Annotated in this window: 17 protein-coding genes; 14 read left to right on the top strand and 3 right to left on the bottom strand. The window is 62.4% G+C overall.

The window, feature by feature from the left end; genetic code table 11:
• Nucleotides 1–104 precede the first annotated feature (104 nt).
• The 6 genes from tilS (at nucleotide 105) to ispD (ending at nucleotide 6,728) form a co-directional block, all read left to right on the top strand.
• A complete protein-coding gene (gene tilS / locus ACZ889_RS26210; RefSeq protein ID WP_180689367.1) occupies nucleotides 105–1,388 on the top strand; it encodes a tRNA lysidine(34) synthetase TilS in 1,284 nt (427 codons plus the stop codon).
• 267 nt (nucleotides 1,389–1,655) lie between these two features.
• Nucleotides 1,656–3,284, top strand: coding sequence for a CTP synthase (locus ACZ889_RS26205; protein WP_012270851.1), 1,629 nt, complete (start codon nucleotides 1,656–1,658; stop codon nucleotides 3,282–3,284).
• 3 nt (nucleotides 3,285–3,287) lie between these two features.
• Entirely contained in the window at nucleotides 3,288–4,133 is an 846-nt protein-coding gene (kdsA, locus tag ACZ889_RS26200) for a 3-deoxy-8-phosphooctulonate synthase (RefSeq protein ID WP_010952685.1), read from the top strand.
• Between the two features lie 154 nt (nucleotides 4,134–4,287).
• Nucleotides 4,288–5,577: a phosphopyruvate hydratase gene (gene eno / locus ACZ889_RS26195; RefSeq protein WP_003252333.1), complete on the top strand. Its 1,290-nt coding sequence runs from the start codon at nucleotides 4,288–4,290 to the stop codon at nucleotides 5,575–5,577.
• Nucleotides 5,578–5,742: 165 nt separating this feature from the next.
• A complete protein-coding gene (ftsB, locus tag ACZ889_RS26190; RefSeq protein ID WP_004576849.1) occupies nucleotides 5,743–6,024 on the top strand; it encodes a cell division protein FtsB in 282 nt (93 codons plus the stop codon).
• The gene (gene ispD, locus ACZ889_RS26185; protein WP_003252335.1) at nucleotides 6,021–6,728 is read left to right on the top strand and encodes a 2-C-methyl-D-erythritol 4-phosphate cytidylyltransferase; all 708 of its coding nucleotides are present in this window, start codon (nucleotides 6,021–6,023) and stop codon (nucleotides 6,726–6,728) included. The genes ftsB and ispD overlap by 4 nt, the downstream gene beginning before the upstream one ends.
• Nucleotides 6,729–7,186: 458 nt before the next feature.
• Here the strand turns inward: ispD and ACZ889_RS26180 are convergent, their stop codons facing one another.
• Nucleotides 7,187–8,083, bottom strand: coding sequence for a LysR substrate-binding domain-containing protein (locus tag ACZ889_RS26180; RefSeq protein ID WP_003252336.1), 897 nt, complete (start codon nucleotides 8,081–8,083; stop codon nucleotides 7,187–7,189).
• Nucleotides 8,084–8,190: 107 nt separating this feature from the next.
• Here ACZ889_RS26180 and ACZ889_RS26175 point away from each other — a divergent pair, with 107 nt between their 5' ends.
• The 8 genes from ACZ889_RS26175 (at nucleotide 8,191) to rpoS (ending at nucleotide 15,394) form a co-directional block, all read left to right on the top strand.
• Entirely contained in the window at nucleotides 8,191–9,303 is a 1,113-nt protein-coding gene (locus ACZ889_RS26175; protein ID WP_014592131.1) for an S-(hydroxymethyl)glutathione dehydrogenase/class III alcohol dehydrogenase, read from the top strand.
• A gap of 8 nt (nucleotides 9,304–9,311) precedes the next feature.
• The gene (gene fghA / locus ACZ889_RS26170; protein ID WP_003252340.1) at nucleotides 9,312–10,166 is read left to right on the top strand and encodes an S-formylglutathione hydrolase; all 855 of its coding nucleotides are present in this window, start codon (nucleotides 9,312–9,314) and stop codon (nucleotides 10,164–10,166) included.
• Nucleotides 10,167–10,243: 77 nt separating this feature from the next.
• A complete protein-coding gene (gene ispF, locus ACZ889_RS26165; protein ID WP_476257961.1) occupies nucleotides 10,244–10,717 on the top strand; it encodes a 2-C-methyl-D-erythritol 2,4-cyclodiphosphate synthase in 474 nt (157 codons plus the stop codon).
• Entirely contained in the window at nucleotides 10,714–11,772 is a 1,059-nt protein-coding gene (truD, locus tag ACZ889_RS26160) for a tRNA pseudouridine(13) synthase TruD (RefSeq protein WP_004574838.1), read from the top strand. Before ispF ends, truD begins: the two co-directional genes overlap by 4 nt.
• Nucleotides 11,760–12,509 carry a 5'/3'-nucleotidase SurE gene (gene surE, locus ACZ889_RS26155; RefSeq protein WP_003252346.1) on the top strand — a complete coding sequence of 250 codons (750 nt, stop codon included), beginning with the start codon at nucleotides 11,760–11,762 and terminating at the stop codon, nucleotides 12,507–12,509. Before truD ends, surE begins: the two co-directional genes overlap by 13 nt.
• Before the next feature lie 35 nt (nucleotides 12,510–12,544).
• On the top strand, nucleotides 12,545–13,183 hold the full coding sequence (locus ACZ889_RS26150) for a protein-L-isoaspartate(D-aspartate) O-methyltransferase (RefSeq protein ID WP_003252348.1): 639 nt from the start codon (nucleotides 12,545–12,547) through the stop codon (nucleotides 13,181–13,183).
• Nucleotides 13,184–13,420: 237 nt separating this feature from the next.
• Entirely contained in the window at nucleotides 13,421–14,278 is an 858-nt protein-coding gene (locus ACZ889_RS26145) for a peptidoglycan DD-metalloendopeptidase family protein (RefSeq protein WP_476258040.1), read from the top strand.
• A 108-nt stretch (nucleotides 14,279–14,386) separates the two neighbouring features.
• Nucleotides 14,387–15,394, top strand: a complete 1,008-nt coding sequence (gene rpoS, locus ACZ889_RS26140) for an RNA polymerase sigma factor RpoS (RefSeq protein WP_003252351.1) — start codon at nucleotides 14,387–14,389, stop codon at nucleotides 15,392–15,394.
• 535 nt (nucleotides 15,395–15,929) lie between these two features.
• Here the strand turns inward: rpoS and fdxA are convergent.
• Nucleotides 15,930–16,253, bottom strand: a complete 324-nt coding sequence (gene fdxA / locus ACZ889_RS26135; RefSeq protein ID WP_003252355.1) for a ferredoxin FdxA — start codon at nucleotides 16,251–16,253, stop codon at nucleotides 15,930–15,932.
• 140 nt (nucleotides 16,254–16,393) lie between these two features.
• A complete protein-coding gene (gene mutS / locus ACZ889_RS26130) occupies nucleotides 16,394–18,967 on the bottom strand; it encodes a DNA mismatch repair protein MutS (RefSeq protein WP_003252357.1) in 2,574 nt (857 codons plus the stop codon).
• Between the last annotated feature and the right edge of the window lie 7 nt (nucleotides 18,968–18,974).

The following is an 18,974-nucleotide window of genomic DNA, read 5'->3' as shown; positions in this document are numbered from 1 at the left end:
GGGTAAACCCGCTCCTACAGGTATTGCGCTGCCCTTGAGGCTTGCGCCGTACGTGTGGGAGCGGGCATGCCCGCGAATGCTTTCTGGAATCGAGCGAGGGCTAGATGATCAACCTCACTCCTTGGCTCAACGCCCCCACCTGGCACGTCGCCTTCTCCGGCGGCCTCGATTCCACCGTCCTCCTGCACCTGCTGGCCGAATACGCCCGCAACCACGCATCCCCCCCGCTGCGCGCCATCCATATCCACCACGGCCTGCAAGCCGCTGCCGACGCCTGGCCCGCCCACTGCCAAGCCATCTGCGACAATTTCGACGTTGAACTCCAGGTCATCCACGTCCAGGTCTCCCCAGGCGCCAGCCTGGAACAGGCGGCCCGAGATGCGCGCTATGCCGCCTTCAGGCAAGTGCTCGGCCCGGGCGATATCCTGTTCACCGGCCAGCACCGCGACGACCAGGCCGAGACCCTGCTGTTCCGCCTGTTGCGCGGCGCCGGCCTGCGTGGCCTGGCGGCAATGCCGGGGCAGCGGGCGCTGGGGCAGGGCAGCCTGGTCAGGCCGTTACTGGCCTGTTCCCGGCAACATTTGCAGGATTATGCCCAAGCCCAAGGGCTGACCTGGATCGAAGACCCGTCAAACGTCGACACACAATTCGCTCGCAACTACCTGCGCGGCGAAGTGATGCCGCACTTGCAGCAACGTTGGCCACAGGCCAGCCAGAACTTCGCCCGGGCAGCAGAGCATCTGGGCGAGGCGCTGGGTTTGCTGGACGAACTGGCCCAAGAGGATCTGGCGCTTGCGGGCAAGGGGGCGCCCATCGCCTGGTCGGGGCTGGATTCCCTCGACCTGGCCGCCCTGCTGGCGTTATCGCCGGCCCGTCAGCGCAATGCCTTGCAGTACTGGCTGAGCCAGCGCACCCGTTTGCCCGATACCCGGCACTGGGCCGGCTGGGCAGACCTGCGCGATGCCGCTGCCGATGCCCAACCAGTCTGGCGGCTTGCCGATGGACGGTTGGTGCGTAGCCACGGGCGCATCTGGTGGTTGAGCGGTGATTGGCTACAGCAACCGGCTGGCTCGCTGGCCTGGCCCGACCCTGATGGGCCGTTGCGGTTGCCGGGCAATGGTTGCGTGCGTCTTGTTGGCGCAGCCGTGCCGAGCGGGTTGCGCATTGCCTACCGTCAGGGGGGGGAAATGCTGGAGGTTCCCGGCCGTGGTCGGCGGGACCTCAAGCGCCTGCTCAACGAACAGCAGGTGCCGCATTTCCTGCGCTCGCGCCTGCCGTTGCTGTATCACGGCGAATGCCTGCTGGCGGTGGCCAACCTGCCCGGGCTGGTGCAGGCGGATTGCCAACTGCACTGGCAGTTACCGACGAACGCGCAAGGTTTGAGCTGAAGGGTACATTCCGGTAGACTACCCTCCCTTCTTGATACAACTTCTGTGGGTTCCGCGAAAACACAGGAGTTGCCGATTACCAAGCAGTTTTTTGCCGAGCTGATTCTGGAAATGACGAGCGAACGCCATGCCGGGTATACCCTGGCTGTACAGACGCGGCAGTTTTTCGAGATGCACTGTGATTGACGCAGGTGATCGGGGGCTTCGGCCTTCCTTCGCTTTCTCCGGCGGCGCTGGCCGCCTTAACGCAGACTTCTAGGGTTTTTCATGACGCGCTACATATTCGTCACGGGCGGTGTTGTTTCTTCATTGGGGAAAGGCATTGCCTCGGCTTCCCTGGCGGCCATCCTGGAAGCGCGGGGCCTGAAGGTCACCATGCTCAAGCTGGATCCGTACATCAACGTCGACCCGGGCACCATGAGCCCGTTCCAGCACGGTGAAGTGTTCGTCACCCACGATGGCGCCGAGACCGACCTCGACCTGGGGCACTACGAGCGGTTCATCCGCACCACCATGACCCAGAACAACAACTTCACCACCGGCCGTATCTACGAGCACGTGCTGCGCAAAGAGCGTCGTGGTGATTACCTGGGCGCGACCATCCAGGTCATCCCGCACATCACCGACGAAATCAAGCGTCGCATCATCAAGGGTGCCGGCGATGCCGACGTGGCCCTGGTGGAGATCGGCGGTACCGTGGGTGATATCGAGTCGCAGCCGTTCCTCGAGGCGATTCGCCAGCTGCGTGTCGAAGTGGGTTCCAAGCGTGCCATGCTGATGCACCTGACCCTGGTCCCGTACATCGCCACCGCTGGCGAAACCAAGACCAAGCCGACCCAGCACTCGGTCAAGGAGCTGCGCTCCATCGGCCTGCAGCCTGACGTGCTGATCTGCCGCTCCGACCACCCGGTGGATGCTTCGTCGCGTCGCAAGATCGCGCTGTTCACCAACGTTGAAGAGCGTGCGGTGATTTCGCTGGAAGACGTCGACACCATCTACAAGATCCCGGGCGTGCTGCATGCTCAGGGCCTGGACGACTTCGTCGTCGAGCGCTTCGGCCTGCAGTGCAATGGCGCCGACCTGTCCGAGTGGGACAAGGTGGTCGATGCCAAGCTCAACCCGGAGCACGAAGTGACCATCGCCATGGTCGGCAAGTACATGGAGCTGCTGGATGCGTACAAATCGCTGATCGAAGCGATGAGCCACGCTGGCATCACCAACCGGACCAAGGTCAACCTGCGCTACATCGATTCGGAAGACATCGAGAACCAGGGCACCAGCCTGCTCGAAGGCGCCGATGCCATCCTGGTACCGGGCGGTTTCGGCCTGCGCGGTGTGGAAGGCAAGATCACCGCGGTGCAATACGCCCGTGAGAACAAGGTGCCGTACCTGGGTATCTGCCTGGGCATGCAGGTGGCCGTCATCGAATTCGCCCGTAACGTGATGGGCTGGAAAGACGCCAACTCCACCGAGTTCGACCGTAACAGCGGCCACCCAGTGGTCGGCCTGATCACCGAGTGGGCCGATGCCACCGGTGCCGTCGAGACCCGCGACGAGGCTTCCGACCTGGGCGGCACCATGCGCCTGGGCGCACAGGACTGCCAGCTGGCTGCCGGTTCCAAGGTGCACGACTGCTACGGCAAGGACGTGATCACCGAGCGTCACCGTCACCGCTACGAAGTGAACAACAACCTGCTGCCACAACTGGTGGACGCTGGTCTGGTGGTTTCGGGCCGTTCCGAAGACGGCGCGCTGGTGGAAGTGGTCGAGTCCAAGGACCACCCATGGTTCGTCGCTTGCCAGTTCCACCCGGAGTTCACTTCGACGCCGCGTGACGGCCACCCGCTGTTCAGCGGCTTCGTCAAGGCAGCCCTGGCTCAGAAGAACAAGGCCTGATCGATGACCCAGAAGATCATCCGCGTCGGTAACATCGAAATCGCCAACGACAAGCCTTTCGTCCTGTTCGGCGGCATGAATGTTCTGGAGTCCCGTGACCTGGCGATGAAGGTCTGCGAAGAGTACGTGCGGGTTACCGAGAAGCTCGGTATCCCGTACGTGTTCAAGGCCAGCTTCGACAAGGCCAACCGTTCGTCGGTAACGTCCTACCGTGGCCCTGGCATGGAAGAGGGGCTGAAGATCTTCGAAGAGATCAAGCGCACCTTCAACGTGCCGGTGATCACCGACGTGCACGAGCCTTACCAGGCCGAGCCCGTCGCCAAGGTATGCGACATCATCCAGTTGCCGGCTTTCCTGTCGCGGCAGACTGACCTGGTGGTGGCCATGGCCAAGACCGGCGTGGTGATCAACATCAAGAAGGCTCAGTTCCTCGCACCTCAGGAAATGAAACACATCCTGGCCAAGTGCGAAGAAGCCGGTAACGACCAGCTGATACTCTGCGAGCGTGGTTCGAGCTTCGGCTACAACAACCTGGTGGTCGACATGCTGGGCTTCGGCATCATGAAGCAGTTCGAGTACCCGGTGTTCTTCGACGTGACCCACGCCCTGCAGATGCCGGGTGGCCGCGCCGATTCCGCCGGCGGCCGTCGGGCCCAGGTCACTGACCTGGCCAAGGCCGGCATGAGTCAGGGCCTGGCCGGGCTTTTCCTCGAAGCCCACCCCGACCCGGACAACGCCAAGTGCGATGGCCCATGCGCCTTGCGCCTGGATAAACTGGAGCCGTTCCTGGTCCAGCTCAAGCAATTGGACGACCTGGTGAAAAGTTTTCCGACGGTAGAAACCGCGTAAAGCTCATTTCTCGGGTAAAGTACCGCCCGATCCACCCCTGACCAGTCGGTCAGGGGCTCCCTTCATCAGGCCTGCCCAAAGCAAGTTCGCCCGGTGAACGGCAAGAATTTCCTAAGCTAAGTTGTTTTCGTCAAATTCTGGAGTGCTTACAACAATGGCAAAAATCGTCGACATCAAAGGTCGTGAAGTTCTCGATTCGCGTGGCAACCCCACTGTGGAAGCCGATGTACTGCTCGACAACGGCATCATCGGCAGCGCTTGCGCGCCGTCCGGTGCTTCTACCGGCTCGCGCGAAGCGCTGGAGCTGCGTGATGGCGACAAGAGCCGTTACCTGGGCAAGGGCGTGCTGAAGGCCGTCGCCAACATCAACGGCCCGATCCGTGACCTGCTGCTGGGCAAGGATCCTTCCGACCAGAAGGCGCTGGACCGCGCCATGATTGAACTGGACGGTACCGAGAACAAGGCCAAGCTGGGCGCCAACGCCATCCTGGCTGTTTCCCTGGCTGCCGCCAAAGCTGCTGCCCAGGACCAGGACCTGCCGCTGTACGCGCACATCGCCAACCTGAACGGCACCCCGGGCCAGTACTCGATGCCGGTTCCGATGATGAACATCATCAACGGTGGCGAGCACGCCGACAACAACGTCGACATCCAGGAGTTCATGGTTCAGCCGGTTGGCGCCAAGACCTTCTCTGACGGCCTGCGTATGGGTACCGAAATCTTCCACCACCTCAAGGCCGTCCTGAAGGCCCGTGGCCTGAACACCGCCGTAGGTGATGAAGGTGGTTTCGCCCCGAACCTGGCATCCAACGAAGACGCCCTGGGCGCCATCGCTGAAGCTGTCGAAAAAGCCGGCTACAAGCTGGGCACCGACGTGACCCTGGCTCTGGACTGCGCGGCTTCTGAATTCTACGAAGACGGCAAGTACAACCTGTCCGGCGAAGGCAAGTCGTTCGACGCCGAAGGTTTCGCCGACTACCTGAAAGGCCTGACCGAGCGTTTCCCGATCATTTCGATCGAAGACGGCCTGGACGAGTCCGACTGGGCTGGCTGGAAAATCCTCACTGACAAGATCGGTGAAAAAGTCCAGCTGGTCGGTGACGACCTGTTCGTGACCAACACCAAGATCCTCAAGGAAGGCATCGAGAAAGGCATCGGTAACTCGATCCTGATCAAGTTCAACCAGATCGGCTCGCTGACCGAAACCCTGGAAGCCATCCAGATGGCCAAGGCTGCTGGTTACACTGCAGTGATCTCGCACCGTTCCGGTGAAACCGAAGACTCGACCATTGCCGACCTGGCTGTGGGTACTGCTGCTGGCCAGATCAAGACCGGCTCGCTGTGCCGTTCCGACCGCGTTTCCAAGTACAACCAGCTGCTGCGCATCGAAGAGCAACTGGGCGCCAAAGCGGTTTACCGCGGTCGTGCCGAGTTTCGCGGCTAAGCAAGAGATGGTAAAAAGGCAGCAGCCGAAGTTGTAGGAACGTTCGTACTGAACTTTCCTACGTACTAACGGGTTTCTGTCGACGAAGCCTGGCCTCGGCCAGGCTTCGTGCTATTCGAGGCCCCGAAGTAAAAACGCGGCAGCCTTTTTAACCTGGATAACGTGATGCGCAGTCCCTATTGGTTGTTCCTCGTTCTGCTCTTGCTGTTGGGTGGCCTGCAGTACCGCCTGTGGGTGGGTAACGGCAGCCTGGCGCAAGTGACCGAACTGAAGCAGCAGATTGCCGATCAGCATGCCGAAAACGAGCGCTTGCTCGAGCGTAATCGTGTGCTCGATGCTGAAGTGCTAGAGCTGAAAAAAGGCATGGAGACCGTTGAAGAACGGGCCCGCCACGAATTGGGGATGGTCAAAGAGGGCGAAACCCTCTTCCAGTTGCCACAAAAATGATCGATACCTTGCCGGCCTTCTGGGCCGTGATTCCTGCGGCGGGTGTAGGTGCCCGCATGGCTGCCGACCGCCCCAAGCAATACCTGGAGCTGGCTGGGCAGACCCTTCTCGAGCACAGCCTCGACTGTTTTCTTGGCCACCCAGCGCTTAAGGGCGTGGTGGTCAGCATTGCCGAAGATGACCCGTACTGGCCTGGCCTGCGCTACGCCAGCGACCCACGCATCCAGTGCGCGGCGGGCGGGCGTGAACGCGCTGACTCGGTGCTTAACGCCTTGCTGGTGCTGCATGCCCAGGGGGCGGGGGACAGCGACTGGGTGCTGGTGCACGATGCTGCGCGGCCGAACCTGGCGCGCAGCGACCTGGACAAGCTGTTGTCGGAGCTGGCGGACGACCCGGTGGGTGGCCTGCTGGCGGTGCCGGCGCGCGATACCCTCAAGCGTGCCGACAGCCATGGCCGGGTGAGTGCTACCGTGGACCGCAGCACGATCTGGCAGGCGTACACACCGCAGATGTTCCGCCTGGGAGCGTTGCACCGGGCGCTGGCTGAGTGCCTGGTGTCGGATGTGGTGGTGACCGATGAAGCCTCGGCCATCGAATGGTCCGGTCAGGCGCCGCGGCTGGTGGAAGGGCGCAGTGACAACATAAAGGTAACCCGGCCCGAAGATCTCGAATGGTTGCGCCAGCGCTGGGCGGGTAAACGCTGAGCGTTCTCCTGGGCTGGCCAATCTCCACCCGCCGTTCACCGTTGCCGCCGCCACCGTATTCGCGGGTAAACCCGCTCCTACACGGTGGTAGACACACACCGGTGGTTGGGCACAGGCCGTCGTAGGAGCGGGTTCACCCGCGAAAGGGCCGGGCCTGCTGGCCAATCACCATCCGCCGTTCACCGTTGACGCCGCCACCGTATTCGCGGGTAAACCCGCTCCTACACGGTGGTAGACACACATCGGTGGTTGGGCACAGGCCGTCGTAGGAGCGGGTTCACCCGCGAAAGGGCCGGGCCTGCTGGCCAATCTCCACCCGCCGTTCACCGTTGCCGCCGCCACCGTATTCGCGGGTAAACCCGCTCCTACACGGCGGTAGACACACACCGGTGTTTGGACACAGGCCGTCGTAGGAGCGGGTTCACCCGCGAAGAGGCCAGTACATGCAGCACATCCCGTCAGCCGAAACGATACTCCGGCAACCCCGCCAACCCCTCCTTCAGGTAATCCACCAGCCGCCGTACCTTGGGCGACAGGTGCCTCTGCTGCGGATACAGCGCCCACACCGCCGTATTCGGCGGTTGGTGCGCCTCCAGCAGCGACACCAGCGCGCCACTGTTCAGGTGTTCCAGCACGTAGTAATCCGGCAACTGGCACAACCCGATCCCTTGCAGCGCCGCATCCAGCACTGCCTGGCCACTGTTGCAGCGCCAGTTACCCTGTACCCGCTGGCTGATCTCACGGCCATCCTGCTGTAGCGCCCACAAGTCCGAACTCCCCACCAGGCAATTGTGCCGCGCCAGCTCCGACAGGCTGTGTGGCCGGCCATAGCGCTCAAGATAGGCCGGCGAGGCGCACAGGTACATGCGCCTTGGCGCCAGGCGGGTAGCCACCAAGCGAGAGTCGGCCAGGCGGCCAAGACGGATGGCCAGGTCCATGCCTTCATGCAGCAGGTCGAGGGTGTGGTTGCTCAGCTCCACATCCACGCGCAGCTGCGGGTACAGCGCCATGAATCGCGTCACCAGCGGCACGATGAAGCGCTCGCCGTAGGCCACGGCGCACGTCATGCGCAGCAAGCCCTTGGGTTCGCTGGCCAGGTCGCCCATGGCGCGCAGCGCTTCCTCGCGGCCATCCTGCAAGCGTTGGCAATGCTGCAGGAAAGTCTGCCCTGCCTCGCTCAGGGTTACCCTGCGGGTACTGCGGTACAGCAAGCGCGTTTGCAGGCGGTCCTCCAGCCGGGCGATCTGCCGGCTGATGTGCGATGAGGAAACCCCCAGGCGTTCGGCAGCGGCAGTGAACTGGCCCGATTCGGCCACGGCGACAAATTCGTCGATGCCTTCCCATCGGCTGCTCATCGATTATCCCTGTGTGGCAATAATGTTTTGTCTTTGGCCTGATTATTCATCAAAACGCGCTGAATTACACTGCAAGACTGAATCGATCCACTGTCTGGAGACCTTTGATGATCAAGTCCCGTGCTGCCGTAGCCTTCGAAGCCAAGAAACCCCTGGAAATCGTCGAAGTCGACGTGGCCATGCCAAAGGCCGGTGAAGTGCTGCTGCGCGTGGTCGCCAGCGGTGTCTGCCACACCGATGCCTATACCCTGTCCGGTGCTGACCCGGAAGGTATCTTCCCGTCGATCCTTGGCCACGAAGGCGGTGCCATCGTCGAAGCGGTGGGCGAGGGGGTGACCTCGCTCGCCGTGGGTGACCACGTCATCCCGCTGTACACCCCGGAATGCGGCAAGTGCAAGTTCTGCCTCTCGGGCAAGACCAACCTGTGCCAGGCCATCCGCGCCACCCAGGGCAAGGGCCTGATGCCGGACGGCACCACGCGCTTCTCGTACAAGGGCCAGCAGCTGTTCCACTACATGGGCACCTCGACGTTTTCCGAATACACCGTGCTGCCGGAAATTTCCGTGGCCAAGATCCAGAAAGAAGCACCACTGGAAAAGGTCTGCCTGCTGGGCTGCGGCGTCACCACCGGTATCGGCGCGGTACTCAACACTGCCAAGGTCAAGCCAGGTGATACCGTGGCCATCTTCGGCCTCGGTGGCATCGGCCTGTCGGCCGTGATCGGTGCGGTCAAGGCCAAGGCTTCGCGTATCATCGCCATCGACATCAACCCGGCCAAGTTCGAAATCGCCCGCCAGCTGGGTGCCACCGATTGCGTCAACCCGAAAGACTACGATCGCCCGATCCAGGAAGTGATCGTCGACCTCACCGATGGTGGCGTGGACTTCTCCTTCGAGTGCATCGGCAACGTTCAACTGATGCGCGCCGCCCTGGAATGCTGCCACAAGGGCTGGGGTGAGTCGGTCATCATCGGTGTGGCCGGCGCCGGCCAGGAAATTTCCACGCGTCCGTTCCAGCTGGTTACTGGTCGGGTTTGGCGTGGTTCGGCGTTCGGTGGCGTGCGTGGCCGCAGCGAGCTGCCGAGCTACGTGGAAATGTCCGAGAAAGGCGAGATCCCGCTGGACACCTTCATCACCCACACGATGGGTCTGGAAGACATCAACAAGGCCTTCGACCTGATGCATGAAGGCAAGAGCATCCGTAGCGTGATCCACTTCTGAGGTCTGCCATGAGCCTGGATAACATCTCCTGCCAGAAGAGCTTCGGCGGCTGGCACAAGCGTTACCGGCATCATTCCAAGGTGCTGGGTTGCGATATGGTGTTCGCCGTGTACCTGCCACCGCAGGCCGAGCAGGGCGAAAAGCTGCCGGTGCTTTACTGGCTCAGCGGCCTCACCTGCACCGACGAGAACTTCATGCAGAAGGCCGGCGCCCAGCGTCTGGCCGCCGAGCTGGGCCTGATCATCGTTGCCCCCGATACCAGCCCGCGTGGCGAGCAGGTGCCGGGCGATCCGGACGGCGCCTGGGACTTTGGCCTGGGTGCTGGCTTCTACCTCAACGCCACCCAGCAACCCTGGGCCCAGCACTACCGCATGCACGACTATGTGGTGGAGGAGTTGCCAGCCCTGATCGAGGCCCACTTCCCGGCGTCGGGCGAGCGCAGCATCAGCGGCCACTCCATGGGTGGGCATGGCGCGCTGGTGTGCGCCTTGCGCAATCCGGGGCGCTACCGCTCGGTGTCGGCATTCTCGCCAATCAGCAATCCGATGGATTGTCCGTGGGGCGAGAAAGCCTTCAGCCGCTACCTGGGTGAAGACCGTGGGCGCTGGCGTGAGTGGGATGCCAGTGTGCTGCTGGCCGAAACCCCTGCTGGCCAATGCCCGCCGTTGCTGGTGGACCAGGGCGACCGTGACGACTTCCTCGAGAAGCAACTCAAGCCTGAAGCGCTGGAACAGGCGGCACGCAAAGGTGGCCATGCAATGACCCTGCGTATGCAGCCGGGTTATGACCATAGCTACTACTTCATTGCCAGCTTCATCGAGGAGCACCTGCGCCATCATGCGGTGGCACTGGGGCGGGTGTAACACCCTGGTCCAAAAGCCGCCAAACCCGCAGCAAAGCAGGTAGAATCACGCCCTGACTCATTCAGGGCGTTTTTTTTATGCGTATTGGCCACGGCTACGATGTGCACCGTTTCGGCGACGGTGATTTCATTACCCTGGGCGGGGTGCGTATCCCCCACAAATACGGCCTGTTGGCCCATTCTGACGGTGACGTGCTGTTGCACGCCCTGAGCGATGCCTTGCTTGGCGCTGCGGCGCTGGGCGACATCGGCAAGCACTTCCCTGACACTGACCCGCAGTTCAAGGGGGCTGACAGCCGCGCGCTGCTGCGCCATGTGGTCGGCATCGTCAAGGCCAAGGGCTGGAAGGTCGGCAACGTTGACGCCACCATCGTCGCCCAGGCACCGAAAATGGCCCCACACATCGAAACCATGCGCCAGCTGATCGCCGAAGACCTGCAGGTCGAGCTCGACCAGGTCAATGTCAAGGCCACCACCACAGAGAAGCTTGGCTTTACCGGCCGCGAGGAGGGCATTGCCGTGCATTCGGTCGCCCTGCTGCTGCCAGCATGACCGAACTGGAATTGCTGGGCCCGCGTGCATCGGGCGAACCCCTGGGCACCGCCGTCCTCAAAGCGGTTGCCGAAGACTTTCAGGTTGACGAAGTTCTGGATATACCGCTATCCGGCCAAGGCGAGCACCTGTGGCTGTGGGTCGAGAAGCGTGACCTGAACACTGAAGAAGCCGCCCGGCGCCTTGCCCGCGCCGCTGGCGTGCCGGTGCGCAGCATCAGCTACGCCGGCCTGAAGGACCGCCAGGCGCTGACCCGCCAGTGGTTCAGCCTGCACCTGCCGGGCAAGGCCGACCCGGATCTGTCGCGTGCCGAGGATGCCAGCCTGCGTGTGCTCAAACAGGTGCGTCACCAGCGCAAACTGCAGCGCGGCGCGCATTCGGCCAACGGGTTCACCTTGCGCCTGACCGCCCTGGCTGCCGATCACCAGGCGGTGGATGCGCGCCTGGAGCAGCTCAGGCAGCAAGGTGTGCCCAACTATTTCGGCACCCAGCGCTTCGGGCACGGGGGTGGCAACGTCCATGACGCCCTCGATTGGGCCGCACGCAAGGCTTTGCCTGAACAGCGCAACGTGCGTTCGCGGCTGCTTTCGGCCGGGCGCAGCTACCTGTTCAATCAGTTGCTGGCTGCGCGTGTCGCTGACGGTAGCTGGGCCCGAGCCCAGGTCGGGGACCTGCTGGCGTTCACCGACAGCCGCAGTTTCTTCCCGGCGGGTGAGGCGGAATGTGCCGACCCGCGCCTGGCGATTCTCGACTTGCATCCAACCGGCCCGATGTGGGGGGAGGGCGCTTCACCTGCTGGCGGTGCGCCTGCCCAGCTGGAAAACGCTATCGGCGCACGTCAGCCGGCACTTTGCCAGTGGCTGGCCCAGGCGGGCATGGATCACGAACGGCGAATTCTGCGGCTCCCTATTGGCGGCCTGACGTGGCATTATCCCGAGCCTGATATCCTGCAACTGGAATTCGTCCTGCCGGCCGGATGCTTCGCCACCGTGGTGGTGCGTGAAGTCGTGGATCTGGTGTCGGCAGGGCAGACGGACAGCCCATGCGTATTCTGATTTCGAATGACGACGGTGTTACCGCACCTGGCATCGCCGCGCTGCACGCTGCGCTGGTGGATTATGCCGAGTGCGCGGTGATCGCCCCGGATCAAGACAAGAGCGGCGCCAGCAGTTCGCTGACGCTGGACCGGCCACTGCATCCGCAGACCCTGGCCAATGGCTTCATCAGCCTCAACGGCACGCCGACCGACTGCGTGCACCTGGGGCTCAATGGGCTGTTGCCGCAGACGCCGGACATGGTCGTGTCGGGGATCAACCTCGGTGCCAACCTGGGCGATGACGTGCTGTATTCGGGAACGGTCGCTGCGGCGCTGGAAGGCCGCTTCCTCGGCGGTACCTCGCTGGCGTTCTCGCTGTTGTCGCGCCAGCCGGACAACCTGCCGACTGCGGCCTATATCGCCCGTCGTCTGGTCGAGGCACAGTCGCGCCTGGTGTTGCCGCCACGCACCGTACTCAACGTCAATATTCCCAACTTGCCACTGGAGCACATCCGTGGCATCCAGCTCACCCGTCTCGGTCACCGGGCGCGGGCGGCGGCGCCCACCAAGGTGGTCAACCCGCGTGGCAAGGAAGGCTACTGGATTGCCGTGGCCGGTGATGCCGAGGACGGCGGCCCGGGCACCGACTTCCACGCGGTGATGCAAGGCTACGTATCGATTACCCCGTTGCAGCTCGACCGCACCTTCAATGATGCCTTCGAGCAGCTCGATGGTTGGCTGGAGGGCCTGCTCTGATGCGCGAGGACGATATGCTGCGGCGTGGCATCGGCATGACCTCTCAGCGTACCCGGGAGCGGCTGATACAGCGCTTGTGCGAAGAGGGGGTTTCGAACACCAAGGTGCTCGACGTGATCCGTCGTACGCCGCGCCACCTGTTCGTCGACGAGGCGCTGGCGCATCGAGCATACGAAGACACCGCGCTGCCGATCGGCCACAACCAGACCATCTCCCAGCCGTTCATGGTTGCTCACATGAGCGAGCTGTTGCTCGAGGCCGGGCCGCTGGACAAGGTGCTGGAGATTGGCACCGGTTCGGGCTACCAGACGGCGATCCTGGCTCAGCTGGTCGAGCGGGTGTTTTCGGTAGAGCGCATCAAGGTGCTGCAGGACCGGGCCAAAGAGCGCCTGGTGGAGCTTAACCTGCGCAACGTGGTATTCCGCTGGGGTGACGGTTGTGAGGGGTGGCCGGCGCTTGCGCCGTACAACGGCATCATCGTCACCGCCGTGGCGCCGGAAGTGCCACAGGCACTGCTCGACCAACTGGCACCCGGTGGACGCATGGTCATCCCGGTAGGGCCGGCCGGCGAAGCGCAGCAACTGATGCTGATCGTGCGCGAGGAGCATGGATTCTCCCGTCGCGTACTGGGGGCTGTGCGCTTCGTGCCGCTGCTCAATGGGCCTCTGGCCTGAGGCCTGTTGATCTGAGCTGTGCAGGCATGAGGCGCGGTGTATTTTTGTGCCGGTGGCGAATTCTTGTCGCTTCGCCCTGTCTATCAGGCGGTGCGAAGCGCTAACGCACAGCGTGCACCGGGGTTTTATGCCCGTCTTTTGAACCCGTCTGCCATTACTGGCTGGCTTGGTTATAATTGCAACAATATTGCATTTCTTGTCTTCATATCGATTTTCGGCACCATGAGGGGAGCGCGGGTGGGTCACACAGTCATTCGGCAGCGCAAGGACGGGTCGGGTTTCAAGCTTCTGGTGATTGCATTGGCCATGGGCACGCTTCTGGTGGGTTGCTCAAGCACCAGCAGCAACAGCGCGCGGGTGGTCGACCGCAACAACAGCGTGCCCAAGCGCCCGGCGGTGACTTCTGGGCAATACATCGTCAAGCCAGGCGACACCCTGTTCTCCATCGCCTTCCGTTATGGCTGGGACTACAAGGAGCTGGCTGCACGCAACGGCATTCAGGCGCCTTATACCATCCGCCCGGGCCAAGCGATTCGTTTCAGCAGCGGTTCCAGCAGCCGCACCACGGTGGTGTCCAGCCCGTCCTCGTCAAGCCGCACCACGGTCACGCGGCGGCCTGTGGGCAGCACTGCCACGGCGCCTGCCAGCACCAGCAAACCGGCCACGTCGGCGCCTTCCGCCCCTGCCCCTGTGGTTGCGACCGTACCAGCCGCAGAGCGCGCGGTAGGTGGGTGGACCTGGCCTGCCAACGGTGTACTGATTGGAAAATTCGCTTCAAACGGTAGTTTGAATAAAGGCATTGATATCGCCGGTGATTTGGGACAGCCTGTTTTTGCTGCGTCTGATGGTGCGGTGGTTTATGCCGGGAGTGGTTTGAGGGGCTACGGCGAGCTGATCATCATCAAGCACAGCGACACCTACGTCAGTGCCTACGGTCATAACCGCAGGCTGTTGGTTCGGGAGGGGCAGCAGGTCAAGGCAGGGCAGTCGATTGCTGAAATGGGGTCTACGGGCACAGATCGGGTGAAGCTGCATTTCGAGATTCGCCGCCAGGGCAAACCCGTCGATCCACTCCAGTTCCTGCCACGTCGTTGACCGTTGTACCCGGCCTGTTCCTGTGATGTAGAGGGGACAGGCTCAAGCGCTGCCAGGGAGAAAGGTGCCGCTCGAGTCTGAGTTCGAACTCAGCAAAGGATTATAACAATGGCTCTCAGTAAAGAAGTGCCGGAGTTTGACATCGACGATGACGTCCTCCTGATGGAGACGGGTATCGTTTTGGAAACGGATGTGGTGTCAGACGAACCTGCTGTATCTTCGGTTCGGACGAGGGCCAAATCGGGCTCTTCGCTCAAGCAACACAAGTACATCGATTACAGCAGGGCGCTCGATGCCACCCAGCTGTATCTCAACGAGATTGGTTTCTCGCCGCTGCTTTCGCCGGAAGAAGAAGTGCATTTTGCGCGCTTGTCGCAAAAGGGTGACCCTGCCGGCCGCAAGCGCATGATCGAAAGCAACCTGCGCCTGGTTGTCAAAATTGCCCGTCGTTACGTGAACCGTGGCCTGTCGCTGCTCGACCTGATCGAAGAGGGCAACCTGGGGCTGATCCGTGCGGTCGAAAAGTTCGACCCGGAGCGTGGTTTCCGTTTTTCGACCTACGCGACCTGGTGGATTCGCCAGACCATCGAACGGGCGATCATGAACCAGACTCGCACCATTCGCCTGCCGATCCATGTGGTCAAGGAACTGAACGTCTACCTGCGCGCCGCGCGCGAGCTGACGCAGAAACTCGACCACGAGCCCTCGCCGGAAGAAATCGCCACCTTGCTGGAAAAGCCGGTCGCCGAGGTCAAGCGTATGCTCGGCCTGAACGAACGGGTGTCTTCGGTAGACGTGTCGCTTGGCCCGGATTCGGACAAGACGCTGCTCGATACCCTGACCGACGACCGCCCGACGGACCCGTGCGAACTGCTGCAGGATGACGACCTGTCGCAGAGCATAGACCAGTGGCTGGGTGAGTTGACCGACAAGCAGCGCGAGGTGGTGGTGCGTCGCTTCGGCCTGCGAGGGCATGAAAGCAGTACCCTCGAAGATGTTGGCCTGGAGATTGGCCTGACCCGGGAACGGGTGCGGCAGATTCAGGTAGAAGGGCTGAAGCGTTTGCGTGAGATCCTTGAAAAGAATGGTCTGTCCAGCGAGTCATTGTTCCAGTAGCTAGCGCTGTAACAAAAGACGCCCCGATGATCTCGGGGCGTTTTTGTTTGTGGCGAAAAGCGAGGTTCCCTTTCAGATTGCCGGGGCGCATGGCGCCCAGACGCTACCTGGCAAGACACCTATCAAATGTGTACCGCGCTACCCCAGTAACATCGCGTGTAAGCCTTTACTTACTCGTTGTGTAAGCTTTCCATGCAACCTTCAGTAAATCAAAGTCGTTTCCAAAGGCTGAATTTTTACAACCCATTGAAAAGCATGGTTTATTCACCGGTGAGTAAATGTGTCCGCGGAAATACCTTGCAAGCTCCATCGCTTGCTCGCCTGGCTGAACCCGCTAGTATTCGAACTGTGCACAGGGACATGCACAGGCTTTCAGGATGAAGGCCAGGGACATCGCAAGAAGCGATTTCATCAGGATGATGTTTGGGACAAGCAGGGACTACGGAAAAAAATGTGGGCGGGTCAAACCGCCCCTTTTTTTGCCCGTAGGAAAACAAAAAAGGCCCCGAAGGGCCTTTTTCGCGTCTGGGCGCTATCAGCGCTCCAGGTCGGCAATCTTGCCAGGCTTGCCATCCCATTCTTCAGCGTCCGGCAGGGCGTCCTTACGCTCGGTGATATTCGGCCAGATTTCCGCCAGCTCGGCGTTCAGCTCGATGAAGTTTTCCATGCCAGAAGGCACTTCGTCTTCCGAGAAGATGGCTTGCGCTGGGCACTCCGGCTCGCACAAGGCGCAGTCGATGCACTCGTCCGGGTGGATGACCAGGAAGTTCGGGCCTTCGTAGAAGCAGTCCACCGGACAGACTTCCACGCAGTCGGTGTATTTGCATTTGATGCAGTTGTCGGTGACGACGAAGGTCATTTCTAATTCTCTCCTCAGGCGACGGCGGCGGCCCTTCCTCTCAGGGCCGCGCGGTTTACGGGTATGTGGCTGCAGGCCAGGCTAATAACCTGCAGCACCAGCAAACCGCGGCGGATTCTACCAGCTTGTAATGGGCGCCGTTATAACAGGTTCTTTAGTTGATATAGCATTTCGATAGCTTGACGCGGGGTCATGTCGTCCAGCTGCAGCTTGCCCAGCTTCTCGATGGCTGGATGAGGGAGGCTGGCAAACAAGTCGCTCTGGTGTGGCACTTGTGGCGCGTCCTTGGCCTTGTGGGCCGCAGGCTGCTCATGGGGCAGGCTGGTGGTTTCCAGCCGGCCAAGGTGTTCGCGAGCACGCTGGATCACTGCCGTCGGTACGCCGGCCAGCTGTGCAACGGCCAGGCCGTAGCTTTGGCTGGCAGGGCCGGGTAGCACGTGGTGCAGGAACACGATGCGTTCATTGTGCTCGGTGGCGTTCAGGTGCACGTTGGCCACCAGCGGCTCGCTCTCCGGCAGCACGGTCAGTTCGAAGTAGTGGGTGGCGAACAGTGTGTAGGCACGCAGCTGGGCCAGGCGCTCGGCGGCGGCCCAGGCCAGCGACAGGCCATCGAAGGTGCTGGTACCGCGGCCCACTTCGTCCATCAGCACCAGGCTGCGGTCGGTGGCGTTGTGCAGGATGTTGGCGGTCTCGCTCATCTCCACCATGAAGGTCGAGCGCCCGCCGGCCAGGTCGTCACTGGAGCCGATGCGGGTGAAGATGCGGTCGACCAGCGACAGCTCGCAGCTGGCTGCCGGCACGAAGCTACCGATGTGGGCCAGGAGCACGATAAGCGCAGTCTGGCGCATGTAGGTCGATTTACCGCCCATGTTAGGGCCGGTGATGATCAGCATGCGCGTACTGTTGTCCAGGCCCAGGTCGTTGGCCACGAACGGCGTGGTCAGTACCTGTTCCACCACCGGGTGGCGGCCCTGCTCGATGCGCAGGCAAGGCTCGTCGACAAAGCGTGGGCAGCTCAGGTCGAGGTTCAGTGCGCGCTCGGCCAAGTTGCTGAGCACATCCAGTTCGGCCAGGGCGGCGGCGCTGTCCTGCAGCGGTGCCAGGTGGCTGATCAGGGTTTCCAGCAGCGCGTCGTAGAGCATCTTCTCGCGGGCCAGGGCGCGGCTCTTGGCCGACAATGCCTTGTCCTCGAACGCCTTGAGCTCCGGGGTGATGAAGCGCTCGGCGCCTTTGAGGGTCTGGCGGCGGATGTAGTCGCCCGGGGCCTGCTCGGCCTGCTTGGTCGGCAGTTCGATGAAGTAGCCGTGCACGCGGTTGTAGCCGACCTTGAGGTTGGCAAGGCCGGTGCGGGCCTTTTCCCGGGTTTCCAGGTCGATCAGGAACTGACCGGCGTTCTCGCTGATTGCCAGCAGCTCGTCCAGTTCGTTGTCATAGCCGGCTTTCAGTACACCGCCGTCGCGGATCACCGCCGGCGGGTTATCGATGATCGCCCGCTCCAACAGGCTGGCCAGTTCCGGATAGGTACCGGTAATGGCCGCCAGACGCGCCAGGTGCGGCGCTTCGAGCTCGGTCATGGCGTTCTGCAGCTCTGGCAACGCACCCAGTGCATCGCGCAGGCGTGCCAGGTCGCGCGGGCGGGCATTGCGCAGGCCAATACGGGCGAGGATCCGCTCGATATCGCCAATCTCCTTCAGCTGCGGCTGCAGCTTCTCGAAGCGGTAGCTGTCGAGCAGGCAGCGGATCGAGTCCTGGCGTGCTTGCAGCACCTTGAGGTCGCGCAGTGGGCGGTTCAGCCAGCGGCTCAGCAGGCGGCTGGCCATGGCGGTCTGGCAGCGGTCGATCACCGATTGCAGGGTGTTGTCGCGCCCGCCGGCCAGGTTGATGTCCAGCTCCAGATTGCGGCGGCTGGCCCCATCGAGGATGACCGTATCGTCCAGGCGCTCGTGGCGCAGGCTGCGCAGGTGCGGCAGCGCGGTGCGCTGGGTTTCCTTGGCGTAGGTCAGCAGGCAGCCGGCGGCACCGATGGCCAGGGTCAGCTTGTCGCAGCCGAAGCCCTTGAGGTCCTTGGTCGCGAACTGTTGGCACAGGGCCTTGCGTGCCGAGTCGCGGTCGAAGTCCCAGGGGGCGCGGCGGCGGGCGCCTGGGCGTTTTTCCGCAGGCAGGTCCCGTGGCCAGTCGTCGGGGATCAACAGCTCGACCGGGTTCAGGCGCTCGAGTTCGGCCAGCAGGTTTTCCCAGCCCTTGATTTCTTGCACGCTGAAATTGCCGCTGGTGATGTCCAGTACCGCCAGGCCGAACAGGCGCTCGTCACCGAGCAGTGCGGCAATCAGGTTGTCGCGGCGCTCGTCGAGCAGTGCCTCGTCGCTGACCGTGCCGGGGGTGATGATGCGCACCACCTGGCGCTCCACCGGGCCCTTGCTGGTGGCGGGGTCGCCGATCTGCTCACAGATCACCACCGACTCGCCGAGCTTGACCAGCTTGGCCAGGTAGCCCTCCAGCGAATGGAACGGAATCCCGCACATGGGGATGGACTGGCCGGCCGACTGACCGCGGGCGGTCAGGGTGATATCCAGCAGTTTCGCGGCCTTTTTCGCATCTTCGTAGAAGATCTCGTAGAAGTCGCCCATGCGGTAGAACATCAGCTGGTCCGGGTGCTGGTTTTTCAGCTTCCAGTACTGCTGCATCATCGGTGTGTGTGCGGAAAGATCTGACATTCAGGGC

The sequence above is a fragment of the Pseudomonas sp. TE3895 genome (genome assembly GCF_056278855.1).
This window is presented reverse-complemented; position numbering and strand designations above follow the sequence as displayed.